Origin of the sequence: Mesorhizobium sp. M6A.T.Cr.TU.014.01.1.1 (assembly GCF_004022765.1) — a bacterium.
Lineage (GTDB): Bacteria > Pseudomonadota > Alphaproteobacteria > Rhizobiales > Rhizobiaceae > Mesorhizobium > Mesorhizobium mediterraneum.
Window position 1 is genome coordinate 44,329 of sequence record NZ_RZPG01000021.1, and the last position, 19,421, is coordinate 63,749.

The 19,421-nt window shown below is 62.9% G+C and carries 19 protein-coding genes; 10 read left to right on the forward strand and 9 right to left on the reverse strand.

What is annotated here, in order from left to right; translation table 11 throughout:
- Positions 1-104: 104 nt before the first annotated feature.
- Positions 105-290, forward strand: coding sequence for a hypothetical protein (locus EN885_RS22555; protein WP_128242758.1), 186 nt, complete (start codon positions 105-107; stop codon positions 288-290).
- A 172-nt stretch (positions 291-462) separates the two neighbouring features.
- On the opposite strand, the gene EN885_RS22565 is transcribed toward EN885_RS22555, so the two are convergent.
- The 5 genes from EN885_RS22565 to EN885_RS22580 form a co-directional block, all read right to left on the reverse strand.
- Positions 463-1,419 (reverse strand): transporter, encoded by a 957-nt coding sequence (locus EN885_RS22565; RefSeq protein WP_128242760.1) that lies wholly within the window; start codon positions 1,417-1,419, stop codon positions 463-465.
- A gap of 15 nt (positions 1,420-1,434) precedes the next feature.
- Entirely contained in the window at positions 1,435-1,584 is a 150-nt protein-coding gene (locus EN885_RS33660; protein WP_164897896.1) for a hypothetical protein, read from the reverse strand.
- Between the two features lie 87 nt (positions 1,585-1,671).
- Positions 1,672-2,586, reverse strand: coding sequence for an HAD family hydrolase (locus tag EN885_RS22570; RefSeq protein ID WP_128242761.1), 915 nt, complete (start codon positions 2,584-2,586; stop codon positions 1,672-1,674).
- Between the two features lie 172 nt (positions 2,587-2,758).
- Entirely contained in the window at positions 2,759-4,288 is a 1,530-nt protein-coding gene (locus EN885_RS22575) for an arylsulfatase (protein WP_128242762.1), read from the reverse strand.
- Positions 4,289-4,356: 68 nt separating this feature from the next.
- Complete coding sequence (locus tag EN885_RS22580; RefSeq protein WP_245493126.1) at positions 4,357-4,827, reverse strand: DUF202 domain-containing protein; 471 nt, start codon at positions 4,825-4,827, stop codon at positions 4,357-4,359.
- Between the two features lie 370 nt (positions 4,828-5,197).
- Between EN885_RS22580 and EN885_RS22585 the strand changes: the two genes are divergently transcribed.
- Positions 5,198-6,235 (forward strand): helix-turn-helix domain-containing protein, encoded by a 1,038-nt coding sequence (locus tag EN885_RS22585; RefSeq protein ID WP_164897897.1) that lies wholly within the window; start codon positions 5,198-5,200, stop codon positions 6,233-6,235.
- Between the two features lie 95 nt (positions 6,236-6,330).
- Here the strand turns inward: EN885_RS22585 and EN885_RS22590 are convergent, their stop codons facing one another.
- The 4 genes from EN885_RS22590 to tauA all read right to left on the reverse strand — a co-directional run bounded on the left by EN885_RS22590 (position 6,331) and on the right by tauA (position 9,324).
- Complete coding sequence (locus tag EN885_RS22590) at positions 6,331-6,519, reverse strand: hypothetical protein (RefSeq protein ID WP_128242764.1); 189 nt, start codon at positions 6,517-6,519, stop codon at positions 6,331-6,333.
- 17 nt (positions 6,520-6,536) lie between these two features.
- Entirely contained in the window at positions 6,537-7,409 is an 873-nt protein-coding gene (locus EN885_RS22595) for an ABC transporter permease subunit (RefSeq protein WP_128242765.1), read from the reverse strand.
- Entirely contained in the window at positions 7,406-8,173 is a 768-nt protein-coding gene (locus EN885_RS22600) for a taurine ABC transporter ATP-binding protein (protein ID WP_128242766.1), read from the reverse strand. Before EN885_RS22600 ends, EN885_RS22595 begins: the two co-directional genes overlap by 4 nt.
- A gap of 137 nt (positions 8,174-8,310) precedes the next feature.
- Positions 8,311-9,324 (reverse strand): taurine ABC transporter substrate-binding protein, encoded by a 1,014-nt coding sequence (tauA, locus tag EN885_RS22605; RefSeq protein ID WP_128242767.1) that lies wholly within the window; start codon positions 9,322-9,324, stop codon positions 8,311-8,313.
- 635 nt (positions 9,325-9,959) lie between these two features.
- On the opposite strand from tauA, the gene EN885_RS22610 reads away from it, so the two are divergent.
- The 8 genes from EN885_RS22610 (at position 9,960) to EN885_RS22650 (ending at position 19,373) form a co-directional block, all read left to right on the forward strand.
- Positions 9,960-10,412 carry an Rrf2 family transcriptional regulator gene (locus EN885_RS22610; protein ID WP_128242768.1) on the forward strand — a complete coding sequence of 151 codons (453 nt, stop codon included), beginning with the start codon at positions 9,960-9,962 and terminating at the stop codon, positions 10,410-10,412.
- A gap of 61 nt (positions 10,413-10,473) precedes the next feature.
- Entirely contained in the window at positions 10,474-11,823 is a 1,350-nt protein-coding gene (locus EN885_RS22615) for an FAD/NAD(P)-binding protein (protein WP_126104243.1), read from the forward strand.
- Positions 11,824-12,171: 348 nt separating this feature from the next.
- On the forward strand, positions 12,172-13,596 hold the full coding sequence (locus EN885_RS22620; RefSeq protein WP_095484762.1) for a pyridoxal-phosphate dependent enzyme: 1,425 nt from the start codon (positions 12,172-12,174) through the stop codon (positions 13,594-13,596).
- A complete protein-coding gene (locus EN885_RS22625) occupies positions 13,593-14,774 on the forward strand; it encodes a cystathionine gamma-synthase (protein WP_128242769.1) in 1,182 nt (393 codons plus the stop codon). The genes EN885_RS22620 and EN885_RS22625 overlap by 4 nt, the downstream gene beginning before the upstream one ends.
- Positions 14,775-15,095: 321 nt before the next feature.
- On the forward strand, positions 15,096-16,073 hold the full coding sequence (locus EN885_RS22635) for a GlxA family transcriptional regulator (protein WP_128242770.1): 978 nt from the start codon (positions 15,096-15,098) through the stop codon (positions 16,071-16,073).
- 292 nt (positions 16,074-16,365) lie between these two features.
- Positions 16,366-17,670, forward strand: coding sequence for a Xaa-Pro peptidase family protein (locus EN885_RS22640; RefSeq protein WP_095484758.1), 1,305 nt, complete (start codon positions 16,366-16,368; stop codon positions 17,668-17,670).
- Positions 17,671-17,687: 17 nt separating this feature from the next.
- Complete coding sequence (locus EN885_RS22645; protein WP_128242771.1) at positions 17,688-18,368, forward strand: isochorismatase family protein; 681 nt, start codon at positions 17,688-17,690, stop codon at positions 18,366-18,368.
- A gap of 33 nt (positions 18,369-18,401) precedes the next feature.
- On the forward strand, positions 18,402-19,373 hold the full coding sequence (locus tag EN885_RS22650; protein ID WP_128242772.1) for an alpha/beta hydrolase: 972 nt from the start codon (positions 18,402-18,404) through the stop codon (positions 19,371-19,373).
- Positions 19,374-19,421: the final 48 nt, after the last annotated feature.

The window sequence follows — 19,421 nt, forward strand, 5'->3', positions numbered from 1 at the left end:
GTTAAGATGCAAGGTAGGGTGAGCGCCATTGGATCGCTTCCTTTCGCTTTGTCATTCGCGGCCATGGCTGAATTGACGATCGACTTGAGAAGGAAATTCCGGCGATGAGATTGATCAAGAACCTGCTGGCGTTGTTGGTGCTCGCCATTGGTGCGCTCTGGTCGCTGCAAGGCATCGGCCTCGTCGGCGGCAGCTTCATGACCGGCCAGTCGCAATGGCTCTATATCGGCATCGTCGCCATGCTGGTCGGCCTGGCCGGGCTGGTGTGGGCGAACCGTTCGCGAATTTGACGCTCCACAGGCTCAGGGCCCTCCTTGATCCAGATCTGCCGGTCGGTGTCCGGGTTGCGGAACGCCAGATACTCGCGAGGCACGCCGCCGAGCTGGCAACATGCCTGGGTTGCGTCACGTCTTGCATCAGTGCTTCGTAGACCTCGATGAGGAGATCGCACGTCGAGTTCGGCTAGAACTTGCCGCTGATGTCGAAGAAGACGGCGTTGCCCTTCATCCGGTTCTCGACCTCGACCTCATGCGCCCAGCGCAGGTCGAAATCGATCTCGGTCGCCTTGCCGAACTTGGCCTTGTATTTCACGAAGGGTCCGATCGCGATGGAACGACCCCTGAACCCGTCATGGGTGTCCGCGAAGGTGCCGCGGTCGTCTTCGATCTGGTAGAGAAAGCCGGCGAGACCGCCGACCGAGAAATTCTCGGTCAGGCTTTTGGTCACCGCCAGGTCCAGATGAGCCATGGCGCCGCTGTAATAGTCGGTATCTTCATTCTTGGTGTTGATGTCGATGCCGAACTTGGCCGAGAGGTCCAGCCCATATTCAGGCACCAGCCGGGTGAAGCCGATAGCCGGCGTGAACGTCCAATAATTGAGGCCTATGAAAGCGATGTCGCCATTCTTCCATTCGCCGGTTGGCGCGGTAACCGTCAGCGAGGCGGAGAAAAAGGTGTTCAGCGCATCGTTGTGCCAGCCGAACACGAGGGGCGAGATCGCGACGTCGCCGAGACCCGTGACGTCCTGCTCGGTCCCGAGCGAACCGAGCGTCGCCTGCGCCCTAGTCCAACCGATCGGCACCACGGCCTGAACCGCATAGGTCCAGTTGCCGGGAAGATGCAGCTCGGGCACGTAGACCGCCGCCAAGGCGGTTGTCCACATGTCGGCTTCCAGCCCGAAGGCGACGGCGTTGTCGCCGATCGGCACTTCGGTGCCTGCCTTGCCATGATAATAGACGTTGGAGATGCCCCAATAGACGCCGGGCACGGGCGGCACGATGCCGGCTCCGGGTGCGGCGTAAAGGCCAGGTATGTAGCGGCCCGCCACGGCTTCGGTGGCGCCCGCGTCGTCGGCCCAGGCCATGGCTGTGGCGGCTGCGGCCATTATGACCAACCAGCGCGGCATTGCTGCAGAGATCATCCCTTGTCCTCCTGCTTAAAAATTCACCAGCGAGATGCCGACCTCGATGTTTGCGTCATAAGGCCGGTCCGGGCCGATCCCGACGCCCGGCCTCACATAGGCATTGACCGCGGCCCCGTTCTTTAGCCGCGCCATATTCCATCCCAACTGGATCTCCCACGACATCGGCGTCGCATCCGCCTCGAAATCGTGGCTTACGGTGAGATCGGACGTCAGCCACCACCGTTTCCCCCTCGAAGCCTGCAACGGATTTCAACTGAAGATTCTCGACCAGTCCTGCTTCATGCTCACGACCGTGAAGCCGTACTCATCTGCCCTGTCCAGGGCTTCAGCCAACGGGCTGAGCCGGAACTCGCGGTCGTAGGCGAACTCGCGCTCGGTGTCGTCATGGTGGAGAAGCAGCGCCAGGCTTGGCCCGCTGCCCGTGCGGGCATAACGCATCATCGCGAGATCACCGTCGGAATTGCCGAAGGCCAAGATCGGACGGCGCCCGACATGCAGATAGATGTTTGCGGGCTTGACCTCCCGGTCATCGAAGCTGTCGATCTCGGCCAGCTTGACGATCTCGGCCCGGCCCCCCTTCATTTCGAAACGCGACTTCAAGCTCGAACCGACAATCTGGTCACGCGAGATGCCGTATTTTTCCTCTGCGAATGCGCGGATCAGGTCGATACCGCCGCCTGAGACGATGAAAGTGCGGAAACCGTTGGCACGGAGGTAGTCGAGCAATTCCACTTGCGGCTGATAGACATTGTCCTTGAACAGCCGTCCGAGCGTGGGATGCTTCGCCTTGGCCAGCCACGACTTCGCGATCGCATCGAATTCGTCGGCGGTCGTGCCGGCATGGGTGGCCATCCCGAAAGTGAATGCGCCTTCCTTGCCCAACGCCGCGATGGCTTTCATATCGCGATCCAGGAATGCCTTGAACGGCTGGCGCTCCCTCATCGACGGGTCGGTCTTCGCCAGTTCGGCCAGGCGCTCGAAGGCAAAGAAAAGCTGCACCGGCATCGGCTGTTCGCACCACAGCGTGCCGTCATTGTCGAAGGTCGCGATGCGGTCTTCCGGCGGCACAAAATCGTTGCCGCCATTCTCGGTCACGCGATCGACGAAATCGATGATCACCCGCTTGGCGGTGCCATCGTTCCAGGAAGGCAGTACGGTCGACATCAGGCTGCCCTTCCCGGCGTGGGGTTGTGCAGCCGCGAGCGCCATATGCTGAGGTTGATCGCCATGGGGATGAGTTGTGCAATCGTCATCAGGCGTGGATTTCTGCATTGCAAGCGGACACCTAATAGCTGCGGGGCGACATCAGATGCCGCCCCGCACCAACCGGAATGACCTAATTGCCGATTCCTTCCGCTGCGGCTTTCAGCACCGCTCGCGTGAACTGATCCATATCCACGTCAGGCGGAGCCTGCCGTGCCGGGAAATCCTTGAATGTAGCCATTTTCTTTTGAACGATCGCTGCTATCGGCAGAACGGTCCAAAGTTTCGCGACCGCATAGTTGGGATAGAACGGCGCCTCCATATGCTGCTCGAACGGATCGTTTCGGAGATTAACGGGTCTTGGCACCGTCGTCTTCAGCATTGCTCCGCCGAACCAATCGTCTTTCGTTTCGAAATGGACCTTCCAATTGTTGTAGCGAATGGCAAACAGATTGCGCTCCCCGAAGTACATAAATTCGTGCCTCGGTGACTCATCGACTTCGCCCTTGAGGTACGGCAGCAGATTGTAGCCGTCGAGATGCACTTTGAAGTGCTTGCTGCCGGCATCGTAGCCGTTGAGCAGCTTCTCCTTCACGTCAGGAACTCCAGCCGCAGCAAGAACGGTCGGCAGCACATCCTCAAGGGAACCGATGCCATTCAAAACCTGGTTTCCCGTTATGCCACCACCTGGCCAACGGATAAGGAATGGCACACGAAAACCACCCTCCCAGCCGAGACCTTTCTCGCCGCGGAAAGGGGACGTGCCGCCATCCGGCCAAGTGAATTTTTCAGCTCCGTTGTCGGTCGAGAAGACAATGATGGTGTTATCGGCGATGCCGAGATCATCCAGCTTCTTCAGAAGTTGGCCAACCACCCAGTCCAGCTCCTGCATGCCATCAGCGTACCGTCCGAGCTTGGTCTTGCCTTCCCAGCGTTCGGACAAATGCGTCCAGACGTGCATGCGGGTCGTATTGTGCCACAGCAGGAACGGCTTGCCGGCATCGTTGGCCCGGTCGATGAAATTCAAAGATCGGGCCAGAAGATCATCCTCGATCGTCTGCATGAGTTTGGTGTTCAGGGGCCCGTGGTCCTTGATCGTCTGCTTGCCGACACGTCCGAAACGCTCATCAACAGTAGCATCGTCGGTATTGGTCGCCTTGCATTCGAGCACGCCGCGCGGCTTGAAGAGCTTCTCGAAAAGCGCGTTGTCCTTCGGGTAATCCGCTTGCTCCGGCTCTTCTTCGGCATTGAGGTGATAGAGATTGCCGTAGAACTCGTCGAAGCCATGCACGGTCGGCAGGAATTCGTTACGGTCGCCGAGGTGGTTCTTGCCGGTCTGCGCCGTCATGTATCCAAGCGGCTTGAGCAAGTCGGCGATGGTGGGATCTTCGGGTTGCAGCCCCTGCGGGGCGCCTGGCATGCCGACGGTTGTGAGGCCAGTGCGCAACGGAATCTGCCCCGTTATGAACGCCGCGCGGCCGGCCGTGCAACTTGCCTGGCCGTAGAAGTCGGTAAGGAGCGCACCCTCCTTCGCGATGCGATCGATGTTCGGTGTTGGTGCTCCCATGATGCCACGATTGTAAGCTCCGACATCGAACCAGCCGATGTCGTCCGCAAATATCAGCAGGACATTGGGTTTGCCCGAACTTGGTGCCTTGGCCATCCTGTCACTCCTCGGTTTTTTTGAGATCAATATTCGTGCGACAAAAGGATTCGAACGTGCCCGTTGGCTTACCCTCCGGGATCGGTGAACGGGCCAACGTTGAAAACCATGCTGCTGATCGCCACGAGGCCGATCAAAAGCAGGATCACGGCAGTGATAAGCGTGAAGGAAACCGGATAGCCGCTCTCGGCGTGGACGAGGTCGGCTTGGCGCATGGCGTTCCGCTCCTGGCGTAGGCCGGCCATGAAAAGCACGTGGTAGATGATGCCGACGATCAGCATCAGGATGCCAAGCAGAACCAGCGTGATGCCGAAATTGCGCGGTGCGGCGGCGTGGGCCAGCGTCCCGGCGTCCCGCAACTTCTGGAACACCTGGAAGATGGTGAAGCCGAAGCTGATGAGCGACAGCGCGGTGCGGATAACCGACATCAGCGTGCGGTCGGCGCTCATGCGCGTTCGCTGGAACGACATGCCCGTTCGCCGCGCGGACAGTTCAACCGAGATCTGGTCGGAACCCGATTTTGAATCGACATGTTCCATTGGGGGCTCCAGATCACATGGGGATTTGCGGGAGCCCGACAACCTTGTTCGGGAAGGCTCGCGGCGATACAACCGCTGCGTCTCCTCCATCCCCTTCAGGTTTTATTGATTTAAAATAGTTGGCGGACCCAACGCGTTTAAAGAACATCGCGGCATCGGGAAAAACAATAATGCCTAAAAACAAACGCATGGCCGGCCTACCTACCTTTCGCCGAGCAATACTCAAAGCACTGCTTGCTCCGCCAGCAAACAGCCACAGAATTGCCGCATCGTAGCTCAGATTAACCGATTGAGCATTTCGTGCTATGCGATCTGTGCCATGGTTTGCTATAATCGAGCCGGGCCGAGGGATGATCGGGAGGATCATCTGATGGAGGGAAATCATCGCTCCGCAGAGCAGGAGGAGTGTTCTGAAAACAAACCAGACCGCGAGAGTTCCAGGACTTCCGGGCTATTCGCAGTCAACACGATCAGGCTGGCCAATGCCGACGACCTGCGCGAGGCGGTGCAAGGCGCTGACCTCAGGATAGTGCAACTTGCGCCAGGGCCGTTTGAAGGACAGTTGACCCACGCGCAAATTGGCACGCTCGGTCTCAGCGCCGGAGATTTCGAGCCGGACATACGGGCACGCGGCGTGATGAATCCCAATCTCGTGACCATCGGCATGATGGTCGGGAGCAATGGCGAAGTGAAGCAGTGGGACTACGATATAGTCCCCGGCGATGTCGTGGTGTTTCCAGGGGGCGTCGAGCAGGAGGGCAGGTTTACCGGGCGCTCGCGCTATGTAACGCTCACGTTGAGCGAAGAGGATTTGGCCCTGCATTCGGCCGGAGAAGGCGCCATCAGCGAGCCCGACTTCTGGACCAGGATCTATCGTTTCCGGGCGTCTCCCCTCGTTCGCGAATTCATACGGTGGGAGATCGCGAACAAGGTCGCGCAACTCCGTCGAGGCCTGGTGCCGGAAACCCCGGCTGCAATCGCCTATCTAAGGCGCTCGCTTGTCGAGGCCTTCATTGTAAGCGTCCTGGACCAACAGGCCACGGAAAATGAGGATCGGCAGCGCTCCGGTTCCAGGCTTGTCCGGGCAGTCGAGGATTACATCGAAGGTCTGGACCGGCTCGACCCTATCCATATTTCGGAACTGTGCCTTGCTCTCAATGTGTCGAGGCGAACGCTGCATCGTGCATTTCGTGAGACACTCGGGTTGGGTCCTGTTGAATATTTGCGGCTCGCGCGTCTGGCCCAGGTGCGGCGACGGCTGACGTCCGCGCGGTCCGGCACGGTCAACGTTTCACAGGCCGCGCTCGAAGCCGGATTCTCGGACCTTGGCCGTTTTGCCGCCTATTACCGCAGGCTGTACGGAGAGGTGCCGTCGCAGACCCAGAAATTTCAGCGATGGGGCGGCTGAAGAGATACGCTTGGCCGGCGCCCGGCTCGGTCGCAAGTCGCGATCGCCATGATATGCCGGCTGGGCTCGGCCGAACGAAGCACGCCTGGCGCCACTCACTGTGACCAATACTGCCAGGCCCAGTAGAAGCCTTCGTCGCGCGGCGGCAGGCGGCTGCGCCTGGCGTCCAATTGGACGGGGACTGGCGATCTGGGCTCTTCCTCGGCCGCCTGACTGTCCCTGGCCTGGATCAGGCGAAGCCGGCTGCCAAGAAAGGCAAACAGCGTTGCGGTGGAATGGTCCATCACTGTCTCTCCTTTGTTCACTCCCGTCCTGCCCATGGAACGAGCGCGCGCTCGAGCCTTCGAATGATGAATTCGAGCACGAAGGCGATGGCAGCGATCACCAGGATGCCCATCACCACCACGTCGGTGACGAGGAACTGGGCGGCCGACTGGATCATGAAGCCAAGCCCGCGCGTTGCCGCCACCAGCTCGGCGGCGACCAAGGTCGACCAGCCGGCGCCAAGCGCGATGCGCAGGCCGGTCAGGATCGAGGGCAGGGCGCTGGGCAGGATCACATGCCGTATGACCTGCGCCTGCGTCGCGCCAAGCGAACGGGCCGCGTTGACGCGTTCCTGCGAGACGCCGCGAACGCCCGAGGCCGTCGACAGCGCGACCGGCGCCAGCATGGCGATGGCGATCACCAGGATCTTCGACGGCTCGCCGATGCCGAACCAGATGATGACCAGCGGCAGATAGGCGAGCGGCGGGATCGGCCGCAGGAATTCCAGCAGCGGATCGAAGATACCGCGACCTATCACGCTGGTGCCGATGGCCAACCCGACGGGGACGCCGACGATGACGGCCGCGACCAGCGCCGCGAACACGCGGCCCAGGCTGGCGACGATATGCTGGACGAGCGTCGCGTCCACAAAACCGTCGCGGGCGACGGCAATGAACTTGGTCCAGACAGCGGCAGGCGACGGAAGAAAGACCGGCGACACAAGTTGCAGGCGAGCCGACAGCGCCCATGCCGCCAGCACGGCCAGAATGGTGACAGTGCTGACCACGCGCGCCGAAACCCGGGCTCGTTTTGGCCGCGGCCGCGACCACGGCACCGACAAGGCGTCGGTCTCGTCGGCCTTGGCGCCGGTATTGGCAATTGGCCGTTCCGTGTAGGAGGAGACGGTCATGCCGCCTCTCCCTCGAAGATGGCGTCGGTCAGCTCGCCGCGGGACGCCGCGAAGGCCGGATCGGCCTTGATGGCGCGGATGGGCTCGCCGGCCGCATAGCGCCGGCTGAAGCCGGTTTCGAACGTCCGCACCACCCGGCCCGGCCCGGGCGCCAGCACCACGATGCGGGTGGCGAGCACCAGCGCTTCCTCTATGCCATGCGTGACCATCAGCACGCCGACATGGCTTGCGGTCCACAGATCGAGCAGCGTCGTCTGCATGCGCTCGCGCGTCAGCGCGTCGAGCGCGCCGAGCGGCTCGTCGAGCAGCAGGAATTGCGGTTCGGCGGCGAGAGCGCGGGCCAGCCCGACGCGCTGGCGCATGCCGCCGGAAAGCTCCCAGATATGCTTGTCGCCGGCGCCGTCGAGCTTCACCAGCCTGAGCAGCTCGTCGGCGCGCCGCGCCCGCTCAGCTGGCAGTGCGCCGCGCAGCCTGAGAGCAAAGGCGACATTTTCCCGTGCGCTCAGCCACGGAAACAGCGCATCGTTCTGGAACACCACGGCCCGGTCCGAGCCGGGCGCGGTGATCGGCCTGCCGCCGATCGTGGCGCTGCCGCGCACCGGCTCGACCAGGCCGGCGGCGACGTTGAGCAGCGAGGTCTTGCCGCAGCCGGAGCGGCCGACCAGAACGACGAAGTCGTGCTTGGCGACATCGATCGACACGCGTTCGACGGCCGGCTGGCCGTCATAGTGGACCGAGACTTTGTCGAGCACGAGATGCGTCATGTGGCCTCGCTGAACCTTTGAAGAGAATCCGCCTGCCCCGGAGCTGCTTTAAGTGGCTCCGAGGCAGGCAGCACGCGGCGTCAGGGAGGAGAACCGCGCGCGTTCTTTTCCGGAACCAACGGTTCCGGGGTCATGCGTCAATTCGAAGCCAGCGCCTCGCTGACGTATTTCGACGATACGTATTTCGAGTAATCCGGCAGCACGGCGTCGACCTTGCCCTGCTCCTTGAGAAAGGCCGATGTCGCCTCCACAGCCTTGACCGTGCCGCCGCCGAGGAACTTGTCCGAGGCCTGCTCTCCGAGCGTCGGGAAGACATAGCCCTTGAGCAGCAGCGGCACGTCGTCCAGCTTGGCGCCGGTGAGCTTGGCAATCTTTGCCGCTTGTGGCGACGACACCGACCAGGCATCCGGCTTGGCCAGGAACTCGGCATAGGCCGCACCCGTCACCTTGACGAAGTCGCGCACCGCTTCCGGATTCTTCTCGGCGAAATCGGTGCGCACGATCCAGGCGTCGAAGGTCGGCGCGCCCCAGGCGGCGACCTGTGAGGAGTCCACCACGACCTTGCCGGACGTCTTGATCTGGCCGAGCGCCGGATCCCAGACATAGGCCGCGTCGATGTCGCCGCGCGCCCAGGCCGCCGCGATCTCCGGCGGCCTGAGATTGAGGATTTCGACCGACTTCGGATCGACGCCCTCATGCTTCAGCGCGGCAAGCAGGCTGTAATGCGTCGTCGAGACGAAGGGCACGGCCACTTTCTTGCCGGCGAGGTCGGCGACCTTTTCGATACCGGCGCCGTTGCGGGCGACAAGGGCTTCGGATTCACCGATCAGGCCGACGATGAAAATGGTCTGGATCGGAAGCTCGCGGCTGGCGGCCGCCGCCAGCGGGCTCGACCCGACATAGCCGATGTCGAGCGAACCGGAGGCGACAGCGGCGATCACATCGGCGCCGGAGTCGAATTTCCGCCAGTCTATGGCCGCCTTGGTCGTGCTCTCATAGACGCCGTCTGCCTGCGGCACCTTCGAGGGTTCGACCACCGTCTGGTAGCCGATGGTGATCTTGAGGTCTTGCGCCTGGGCAGGGCCGAGGAAGGCGGCGCCCGCAAGGGCTGCCGACGTCAGGAGAACGATGCGCCGTGAAATGGTGGACATGAAAGGCTCCTTGAAAAGAGAAAACCGGACTGCCCTGCATAGTCATCTAATTCTATCGTTCTTGTAGAGTAAAATCCTTCCAACGGCGGCGGTTTTGATGGAAAAAAGCTGTCGGCGACGGGCTGGCGAGCGGATAGAGCGGCTGCGGCGGGCCGGTTGCTACAGGTGGCACTAAAACCTTGGAGCTTGGTCGAAGACATTACGCTGCTGGTTGCGACCGGCCGTAATCGGGTGAACTTCGATTCCCGATCCAGCGCCAGTCCGGTAAATCCATACTTCAAACAAGCGATAAATTGGAACCTCATTCCCTGTCTTCGCGTATAACTATAGTATTCTTATCGACTTAGGGAGTTGACGAGATGAGCGACCATACCCACCGTGCTCCGGCGATCGCTCGTGGCATCGGCCCACATGCTCCGATGCATGCGAGCCGTGTTTCTGTGTCCTCGGCGTCACAAGCCTGGCCCAAAATCGCTGCCACGGCTTGAAAACCAAGCAAAATCAACAGCAACTGGCTTGTATATCATGTCACTAGAAATTATGTGTCATACAAGCTTGGCCGCGGTGGGGACCTACGCCAGGCGTTTCACAACCGGTGGCCCTGCGCCATCGCACGACAGAGAAACGTTCGGTCTATGCTCACAAAAAAGGGCAAGTACGGCCTCAAGGCGCTCGTGCATCTTGCGCGGCTGCCGGTTGGACAGCTCGCCTTCGTTGGCGATATCGCCACCGGAAACAACATTCCGAAGAAGTTTCTCGACGCCATCCTCGGCGAATTGCGCAATGCCGGTTTCGTCCAGAGCCGCAAGGGCAAGGAGGGTGGCTATCGCTTGGCGCGGCCGGCGGATGAAATCAAGATCGGCCATGTCGTGCGCGTGCTCGACGGGCCGCTGGCCCCCATTCCCTGCGCCAGCCGCACCCGGTATCAGCGCTGTGAAGACTGTAACGAGGCGACATGCCAAGTCCGACACCTGATGCTGGAGGTCCGGCAAGCGATCGCCGAGGTGCTGGATCAGCGCAGCCTCGCCGAGATGCGCGATATCGCCAGCGACGAAGACCTTTCGGTTGTGTTGGAAATCCAGGCCTGAGCCAACAAAGCCTGAACCAGCAACGCTGGAACCATTGGCTCCTGAGGCAATTGGTGCGCGCATGACCAGTCGCGCAAATTCGATCGTCCCAAATTCGATCATTATCGTCGGTGGCGGCGCCAGCGGCGTCGTCCTTGCCGCGCATCTGTTGAAGTCGCCCAATCCCGATCTCCGCGTCACGCTGATCGAAAAGCGCCCGCATTTCGGCCAGGGCATCGCCTATTCCACGCTGCTGTCGGCGCATGTGCTGAATGTCAGCGCGGCCGGCATGAGCGCCTATGCCGACGACCCCGGCAATTTCTGGCGCTGGCTGCTCGAACGCGGCCTGGCAACCCCGGAGCAGGCGCCGGTCTACGCGCCGCGCAGTGTCTATGCCCGCTATCTGAAGGAGCTGCTGGACGAGCTTGAGGCCCGCGAGACGGGGCGCCTTCGCCTGATCCGCGAGGAGAGCCTGTCGATCTCGCCGACCGCATCCGGGGTCGAGGTGGCGCTGGCCAACGGCACCAGCGTCGTCGCCCACCTTGCCGTGCTGGCGACCGGACATGACGAGGAGCCGGGCGCCGGCCAGGGCCACGCGATCAGGATGGGATCGGAAGCCGACACCGCGCTGGACCCCGAGGCCCGAGTCCTGGTGCTGGGCACTGGCTTGAGCATGGTCGATGCGTTCCTGTCGCTCGAACAGCGCGGCCATCGCGGCGATATCGTCGCGGTGTCACGGCGCGGCCTGCTGCCTTCGCCGCACCGCAAGGGCAACCCGATCAAGCTCGACGTTGCCGATATTCCGCTCGGCACCCAGCTCTCCTATTTCGTCGGGTGGTTCCGCGACCTGATCCGGGAAAACCAGAAAGCCGGCATCGACTGGCGCGATGTCGTCGATGGTCTGAGGCCCTTCAACCAGAAAATCTGGCAGAACTGGCCGTCCTCGGCCAAGCGCCGCTTTGTCGAGCACACCAAGGCATGGTGGGACATCCACCGCCATCGCATGGCGCCGGAAGTCTACGGCCGTGTCACCGAGGCGGTTCAAAAGGGACGCATCCGGCTTGTCGCCGGGCGCGTCGTCGACATCACGGCGGGCGACGAATTCACAGTGCAGGTCCAGTCCCGCCACACGCAGCGTCTCGAAACGTTCGAAATCGCCCGCATCTACGATTGCAGCGGCATCGCCAGGGACATCTCGACCACCTCGAACAGCGTGGTGCGGTCGCTGGTCGACCGCGGGCTGGCCCGGCCGGATCCGCTGCGCCTTGGCCTCGACGTATCAGACAATTGCGAGGTCATCGCCGGCGACGGCACTGTATCGGCCAAGATACTGGCGGTCGGGCCACTGACACGCGGCACCTTCTTCGAGATCGACGCCATTCCAGATATTCGCGTCCAATGCGCGCGGCTGGGGAAGCGGTTGCTGGGTTAGGGCTGTGGGTCGGCGCTCTACGGCGCCCCCCTCTGGCCTGCCGGACATCTCCCCCACAAGGAGGGAGATCGGCAGCTTCGCCGACCGCGCCATTCTTTCAACGTTTGAGATTGGCGAAACCCATTGCGACATCCAATCTCCCCCTCGTGGGGGAGATGGCCGGCAGGCCAGAGGGGGGCGCTGTCCTGGAGCCTTTTGCGAGCGGCCCACACCTCCAGCCGTGGAATCCCATTCCTCGTCTGGCCAATGGATTGGCACGATCTATCTTCTTTCAGACTGCAAACGGCTGGAAAAGAGGATAGGCTGACAGCCTGCCCAAGGCGGTCGCTTGACCATGGAGCATCTGATATGAGCAAGCATAAGATCGTGGCACGGGACGATGAACTGTCCCGCCTGCGTCCGCCCTATGCATCGGTTCTCGATCTGATCGGGCAGACGCCGGTCGTCGAGCTGACCAAATTCGATATCGGCAAGTGCCGGCTGTTCATCAAGCTTGAAAGCCAGAATCCCGGCGGCTCGATCAAGGACCGCATCGCGCTGTCGATGATTGCCGCCGCCGAAAAACAGGGCAAGCTGAAGCGCGGGGGCACCATCGTCGAGGCGACCGCCGGCAACACCGGTCTCGGCCTCGCGCAGGTCGGCATCCCCAAGGGCTACCGCATCATCCTCGTCGTGCCCGACAAGATGTCGCGCGAGAAAATCCAGCATCTGCGCGCGCTCGGCGCCGAAGTGCGCATGACCCGTTCCGATGTCGGCAAGGGTCACGCGGAATACTATCAGGACATGGCCGAAAAGATCGCCGCCGAGCTGCCCGGCGCCTTCTATGCCAACCAGTTCGCCAATCCCGCCAATCCGCTGGCCCACGAAACCACGACCGGCCCGGAAATCTTTCAACAGCTCGATGGTGACGTCGATGCGGTGGTCGTCGGCGTCGGCTCGGGCGGCACGCTGACCGGGCTTGGCCGCTATTTCGCTGAGGTCTCGCCGAAAACCGAGATGATTCTCGCCGATCCGGTCGGCTCGGTGCTGGCGCCGCTGATCAAGACCGGCAAGATGACAGAGGCCGGAAGCTGGACCGTGGAAGGCATCGGCGAGGATTTCGTCCCGCCCAATGCCGATCTGTCGCTGGTCAAAAAGGCCTACTCGATCACCGACAAGCAGAGCATGCTGGCGGTCCGCGACCTGCTTTCCAGGGAAGGCATCCTCGCCGGCTCGTCGTCCGGCACGCTGCTTTCGACCGCGCTTCGCTATTGCCGCGAGCAGACCGTGCCGAAGCGCGTCGTCACCTTCGTCTGCGACAGCGGCAACAAATATCTGTCGAAAGTGTTCGACGATTTCTGGCTGGCCGAGCAGGGCCTTGCCGAGCAGGAGCAGCATGGCGATCTGCGCGATCTGGTGATGCGCTCGCACCGCACCGGCGACACCGTGTTTGTCGGCCCCGACGAAAGCCTGCTCAACGCCTATGGCCGCATGCGCCGTTCGGATGTCTCGCAATTGCCGGTGCTGGATGAGGGCAAGCTCGTCGGTATCGTCGACGAAAGCGATATCCTCGCCCACGTCGAAGGCCCCTATGACAGCCGCTGGGACCGCTTCAAAGCCCCTGTGCGCACGGCGATGACCTCCACCCTGCACACGCTGCAGGCCAGCCAGACGCTCGACGCGCTGCTGCCGGTCTTCGATCGCAACGAGGTCGCCATCGTCTTCGACGGCGACGAGTTCATCGGGCTGATAACCCGCATCGACCTGATCAACCATCTGAGGCGCGCCCGATGACCATCAAAGCCACCGTATCGGGCAGGAACCGTCTGGCCTTCTCGACGCGCACGATCCATGGCGGCCAGAGCCACGACCCGACGACCGGCGCGGTGATGGTGCCGATCTATGCGACCTCGACCTATGGCCAGCAGAGCCCGGGCGTGCACAAGGGCTTTGAATATGCGCGCAGCCAGAATCCGACCCGCTTTGCCTTCGAGCGCGCGGTGGCCGACCTCGAAAGCGGAACCAATGCCTTCGCCTTCGCTTCCGGGCTGGCGGCGATCGCCACCATTTTCGAGCTGCTCGATTCCGGCGCGCATGTCGTCGCCACCGACGACATCTATGGCGGCACTTTCCGGCTGCTGGAGCGGGTGCGCAAACGCTCGGCAAACCTGCAGGTCGACTTCGTCGACTTCACCGATCTTGCGGCGGTCGAGGCGGCGATCCGCCCGGAAACCAAAATGCTCTGGGTCGAGACACCGACCAACCCGCTGCTGCGTGTCGTCGACCTCGAAGCGGTGGCCGCACTGGCCAAGCGCAGGGGCGTGCTCTCGGTCGCCGACAACACCTTTTGCAGCCCCTATCTGCAACGGCCGCTGGAACTCGGCATCGACATATCAGTCCACTCGACGACCAAATACCTCAATGGCCATTCCGACATGGTCGGCGGCGTCGCCGTGGTCGGCGACAACAAGGATCTCGCCGACCAGCTGAAGTTTCTGCAGAACGCCATCGGCGCCATATCCGGGCCGTTCGACAGCTTTCTGGCGCTGCGCGGTCTCAAGACGCTGGCGCTCAGGATGGAGCGCCATTCTTCGAACGGCCAGAAGATCGCGCACTGGCTGGAAAGCCGCCCCGACATCCGCCGCGTCATCTATCCCGGCCTCCCCAGCCATCCGCAGCACGCCATCGCCAGGCGGCAGATGCACGCTTTCGGCGGCATGATAACGGTCGAGCTCGACCGCGACCTCGCGGGCACGAAACGCTTCCTCGAGCACACGCAACTATTCACGCTGGCCGAGAGCCTCGGCGGCGTCGAAAGCCTGATCGAGCACCCGGCGCTGATGACGCACGGCTCGATCCCGGCGGGAAAACGCGCGGAGATCGGGATTTCGGATTCGCTGGTGCGGTTGTCGGCTGGGATCGAGGATGGTGACGATCTGATCGCGGATCTGGATCAGGCGCTGGCGAGTTGAGCCCGGCAACAAGAACCTTGCGAGACGTCGGCGGGACAGTGCCCCCCTCTGCCCTACCGGGCATCTCCCCCACGAGGGGGGAGATTGGCCGTCATCTTGCGCTTTCGCCAACCTCCAACGCTGAAACACGGACGGGACGGCGAAGCTGCCGATCTCCCCCCTTGTGGGGGAGATGTCCGGCAGGACAGAGGGGGCGTGAAGGATCGCCACCGAGCGGCGCTTGTTCTGCATCTTGTGTCTTACATTCAATTCCGTTGACCTTGGCGCCATCTGGCAGAATTGTAGCTTCTTGATCCACCTTGCTGCCTGGCTCCGGAAGCTATGAACAACCGACAACGCAACCAACCGACGGCAAGCGACACCCCGCTCACCTTCGCCATCCTGGTCTTCCCCGGCTTTCCGATGATGGCGTTCAGTTCGGTCATCGAGCCGCTGCGTGCTGCCAATGTGCTGGCGAAGCGGGAATGCTATCGCTGGATCATCGTCGGCGCTGCCGCAGGTCCGGTCGAGGCCTCGAATGGCGTCGTCATCCAGCCCGGCTTTTTCGCCGGCGATGCGCCGAAGGTCGACCGCATCGTCGTCTGCTCGGGCGGCAATGCCGATCATCTCGTCGCCGACGATGCGGTGAGCTGGATCCGCAAAAGCCTGCGCAGCGGCGCCCATATCGGCGCGGTGGCGGATGCCGCCTTCTTCCTGGCGCGGGCCGGCCTGCTTGACGGCCATGCCTGCACCTTGCACTGGACAAGCCAGGCCGCCTTCACCGAGGCGTTCCCGGACATCGAGCTGAGGCGCGATCTCTACGTCATCGACCGCAAGCGCTTCACCTCGGCCGGCGGCGTCGGCAGCCTCGACATGATGCTGGAGATCATCACCAACGACTATGGCGCCGAGCTTGCGGCCGGCGTCGCCGAATGGTTCGTGCACAGTCCGCTGCGCTCCAGCGTCGACCGCAAGCTGATGCCGCTGCGCTTGCGCACCGGGGTCCAGAACGAGCTGGTGCTGTCGGCCATCGCCATCATGGAGGATGCGGTGGAAGAGCGGCTCGGCATGGCGGCGCTGGCGGATAAGCTCGGCGTCTCCTCCGACAAGCTCGAGCGGAATTTCCGCTCCGAGCTCAGCATCTCGCCCAACGGCTATTACCGCCGCCTGCGGCTGAAGCGCGCCGCCGATCTCTTGGCGCATTCGACGCTGATGGTGCGCGACGTGGCGCTCGCCTGCGGCTTCGCCTCGATGTCGAGTTTTGCGCGGGCATTTCGGGAGGAGCATGGGCACGCGCCGAAGGTGGCGCGCAGGCGCTAGGTCCTCTCGGACGTTGGCGGGACAGCGCCCCCCTCTGCCCTGCCGGGCATCTCCCCCTCAAGGGGGGAGATTGGCAGCTTCGATGCTCCGCTCCTCCTGCGACGGTCGAAATTCGCGAAAGCGGCGATGACGGCCGATCTCCCCCCTTGAGGGGGAGATGTCCGGCAGGACAGAGGGGGCGCCGTAGAGCGCTACGGACGACTTCAAGCGGCATCCGGCACAACACCTGCGGGATTCCGCACAGCCTCTGCGCAAGGCATGGCTCATCTTCCCCGTTTCCAGGAGGCACCCCATGAGCATTGTCGTTTTTGATCCCGACAGCACCGAGGACGTGGATTTCAAAGACCGCATGCGCCACCCGGCGGCGGCCGATCCGGCCGGCGGCATGTGGCTGTCCGATACCGAGCCGTCCTTCATCGACGCCGACGCGCTGCGCAAGGGGCGGCTGGCGAAACTGCGCGCCTGGATGCGCGAGGCCGGCTATGGCGGCGTGGTGCTGTTCGATCCCTACAACCAGCGCTACGCCACCGGCTCGCGCAACATGTTCGGCTATTTCCTGCGCAACTCGACCCGCTACTTCTTCATCCCCACCGAAGGGCCGATCGTGCTGTTCGAATATCCGCAGAGCTACCATGTCTCGATGGTGCTCGACACGATCGACGAGGCGCGTCCTTCCAAGCTGGTGTGGTCCTCGGTGTCGGGCCGCGACGATGAAACAGCGGGTCCCTTCGCCGACGAGATCGCCGAGCTGCTCAAGGCGCATGGCGGCGGCTCGATGAAGCTCGGCCTCGACCGCTGCGGCCATCTGCAGGCGCTGGCGCTGGAAAAGCGCGGCTGCGAGGTCAGGGATTGCCAAGGCGAAATCCTCGCCGTGCGGGCGGTCAAGACGCCCGAAGAAGTAAAATGCCTGCAGGTGTCGATGGCCGGCGCCGAGGCCGCCGTCTATGCGGTGCGCGAGGCGATCAAGCCCGGTGTTTCCGAAAACGACCTGTTCGCCATCATGTATCACGAGGTGATCCGCCAAGGCGGCGAGTTCATCGAAACCCGGCTCTTGACCTCCGGCCAGCGCACCAACCCATGGTTCAACGAAGCGAGCGGCCGCAAGATCAGGCCGGGCGAACTTTTGGCGCTGGATACCGATACGATCGGCTGCTACGGCTATTATTCGGACTTCTCGCGCACCTTCCGCTGCGGGCCGGGCAAGCCGACGGATTATCAGAAATCGCTCTACCGCATGGCCCACGACCAGGTTCAGCACAACATCTCGATCGTGAAACCCGGCATGGCGTTTCGCGAGATTGCTGAAAAGGCCTGGAAGATCCCGGACCGCTTCGTCGACCAGCGCTATACCTCTGTCATGCACGGCGTCGGCATGCATGGCGAGACGCCGTTCATCGCGCACGCCATGGACTACGAGACCTATGGCCGCGACGGTTTTGTCGTGCCCGGCATGGTGGTCAGCGTCGAGAGCTATATCGGCGAGAAAGGCGGACGCGAGGGTGTCAAGCTCGAGGACGAGATACTGATCACCGAGACCGGCACCGAGCTTCTGTCGCGCTTTCCCTATGAGGACGATTTTCTTGACAAGCAGGTTTGAATGAAGGGCAGGTTTGAATGAAAGGCCCGGTCTCGATCGAGCGCGGCACGGTGGCCGCGGTGTTCGTCGACCTCCAGGAGGAGCATCGGCAGGACAGGCGCTATCTGGTCGAGGGTTTTGCCGGCATTCTCGCCAATGTCCAGCGTCTGCAGGCGGCGGCGCGGGCCAACGATGTGCTGCTCTACCATTCGGCCTATATCGTCGATCTCACCAGGGAGGCGCGGCGGTTCCATCCGGTCGATGCGAATGGCAGGTCGGCTTTCTCCGACAAGGACGATCCGCTGGCCGCGATCTGTCGGGAAGTGGCGCCGGTCGCCGGCGAGATGATGCTGGTCAAGACTGAGGCCAGCGCCTTCGGTGCAGGCCCTGCAGCCGGCCGGCTCAAGGCGGAAGGCATCGAGTGGCTGGTCGTTGCCGGCGTGTGGACCGAGGCCTGCATCGACGCCACCGTCAGGGATGCGGTGTCATCAGGCTTTCGGGTGCTGCTGGTCAAGGATGCCTGCGGCAGCGGCAGCACGGCGATGCACCAGACTGCCATCCTCAACCTAGCCAACCGGCTCTATGGCGGCGCCGTCACCACCACCGACGGCGCCTGCCGCCTGATCGCAGGCGAGACCGTCGATGCATGGCAGGTCGTGGGTTCCGTGCCTTTGCGCTTCACCTACGAAAACGCGGCCCGGCTCTACGACGAGCTCTGACGCTTCCAGCGGATTTAGTGGGACCGGATGGCAATGGTCAGCGACGCCGAAAAGCCCGAGACAGCAAAACGGGGAAAATACGCGACGCTGCTCGACCCGGCGCTGTGGGCCTATATCGACCGGGTCAACGCATGGTATCCGCCCGAAATGGATCTGCCGGTCGACAAGCAGCGGGCGGTCTATGACGCGATGTGCCGGGCGTTTCACGCGGGCACTCCCGCAGGCGTCGAAGCCAGCGACAGCGCGGTTGCCGCCGGCGACCATGCGATCCCGATCCGGCGCTACCAACTGGCGGGCAAGGCACCGCAAGGGATGGTCGTTTATTATCACGGCGGCGGCTTCGTGCTTGGCGGGCTCGACAGCCATGACGATATCTGCGCCGAGATCTGCGCCGGCACCGGCTTTGCGGTGCTGTCCGCCGACTACCGGCTGGCGCCCGAACATCTGCATCCGGCCGCCTTCGCCGATGCGCTGGCGGTGTTCGAATGGGCGGCTAACACAGAGGGCCTGCCGATCGTGCTGTGCGGTGAGAGCGCCGGCGGCAATCTTGCCGCTGGGGTGGCGCATGCGGCACGCCATAATCCTCGCCACGCAATCGGCCAGGTGCTGATCTATCCGGAGCTGGGCGGCGATGAGAGCGCCGGCTCCTATGTCGAGCACGCCGAAGCGCCGCTGCTGACGCTCAGCGACATCGGATTCTATCGCCAGGTCCGCTCCGGCAAGGCACAGTCGCCAGACGACCCGACCTTCGCGCCGCTGCGCGACAGCGACTTCTCCGGCCTGCCGCCGACGGTCGTCGTCACCGCGCAATGCGATCCGCTGTCATCGGACGGCGAGGCCTATCGTGACCGCATCCTCGCCGCCGGCGGCCGTGCCTGGTGGCACGAAGAGCCGCGCCTCGTGCATAGCTTCCTGCGCGCCCGCAAAACCGTGCCGCGGGCCGGCGAAGCGTTCACCCGCATCGTCGCCGCCATCGCCACGCTCGGCAAGGGCGGCTGGTTGTAGGGAAGCCGCGATGAGGGGGACCTTCCGTCTGCGGAACAGCGCACAACA

Excerpts from the sequence above, each read along its gene's own strand:
- EN885_RS22555 (WP_128242758.1), top strand. The coding sequence starts at position 105 with ATGAGATTGATCAAGAACCTGCTGGCGTTGTTGGTGCTCGCCATTGGT.
- EN885_RS22565 (WP_128242760.1), bottom strand. The coding sequence starts at position 1,419 with ATGATCTCTGCAGCAATGCCGCGCTGGTTGGTCATAATGGCCGCAGCC.
- EN885_RS33660 (WP_164897896.1), bottom strand. The coding sequence starts at position 1,584 with ATGTCGTGGGAGATCCAGTTGGGATGGAATATGGCGCGGCTAAAGAAC.
- EN885_RS22570 (WP_128242761.1), bottom strand. The coding sequence starts at position 2,586 with ATGTCGACCGTACTGCCTTCCTGGAACGATGGCACCGCCAAGCGGGTG.
- EN885_RS22575 (WP_128242762.1), bottom strand. The coding sequence starts at position 4,288 with ATGGCCAAGGCACCAAGTTCGGGCAAACCCAATGTCCTGCTGATATTT.
- EN885_RS22580 (WP_245493126.1), bottom strand. The coding sequence starts at position 4,827 with ATGGAACATGTCGATTCAAAATCGGGTTCCGACCAGATCTCGGTTGAA.
- EN885_RS22585 (WP_164897897.1), top strand. The coding sequence starts at position 5,198 with ATGGAGGGAAATCATCGCTCCGCAGAGCAGGAGGAGTGTTCTGAAAAC.
- EN885_RS22590 (WP_128242764.1), bottom strand. The coding sequence starts at position 6,519 with ATGGACCATTCCACCGCAACGCTGTTTGCCTTTCTTGGCAGCCGGCTT.
- EN885_RS22595 (WP_128242765.1), bottom strand. The coding sequence starts at position 7,409 with ATGACCGTCTCCTCCTACACGGAACGGCCAATTGCCAATACCGGCGCC.
- EN885_RS22600 (WP_128242766.1), bottom strand. The coding sequence starts at position 8,173 with ATGACGCATCTCGTGCTCGACAAAGTCTCGGTCCACTATGACGGCCAG.
- tauA (WP_128242767.1), bottom strand. The coding sequence starts at position 9,324 with ATGTCCACCATTTCACGGCGCATCGTTCTCCTGACGTCGGCAGCCCTT.
- EN885_RS22610 (WP_128242768.1), top strand. The coding sequence starts at position 9,960 with ATGCTCACAAAAAAGGGCAAGTACGGCCTCAAGGCGCTCGTGCATCTT.
- EN885_RS22615 (WP_126104243.1), top strand. The coding sequence starts at position 10,474 with ATGACCAGTCGCGCAAATTCGATCGTCCCAAATTCGATCATTATCGTC.
- EN885_RS22620 (WP_095484762.1), top strand. The coding sequence starts at position 12,172 with ATGAGCAAGCATAAGATCGTGGCACGGGACGATGAACTGTCCCGCCTG.
- EN885_RS22625 (WP_128242769.1), top strand. The coding sequence starts at position 13,593 with ATGACCATCAAAGCCACCGTATCGGGCAGGAACCGTCTGGCCTTCTCG.
- EN885_RS22635 (WP_128242770.1), top strand. The coding sequence starts at position 15,096 with ATGAACAACCGACAACGCAACCAACCGACGGCAAGCGACACCCCGCTC.
- EN885_RS22640 (WP_095484758.1), top strand. The coding sequence starts at position 16,366 with ATGAGCATTGTCGTTTTTGATCCCGACAGCACCGAGGACGTGGATTTC.
- EN885_RS22645 (WP_128242771.1), top strand. The coding sequence starts at position 17,688 with ATGAAAGGCCCGGTCTCGATCGAGCGCGGCACGGTGGCCGCGGTGTTC.
- EN885_RS22650 (WP_128242772.1), top strand. The coding sequence starts at position 18,402 with ATGGTCAGCGACGCCGAAAAGCCCGAGACAGCAAAACGGGGAAAATAC.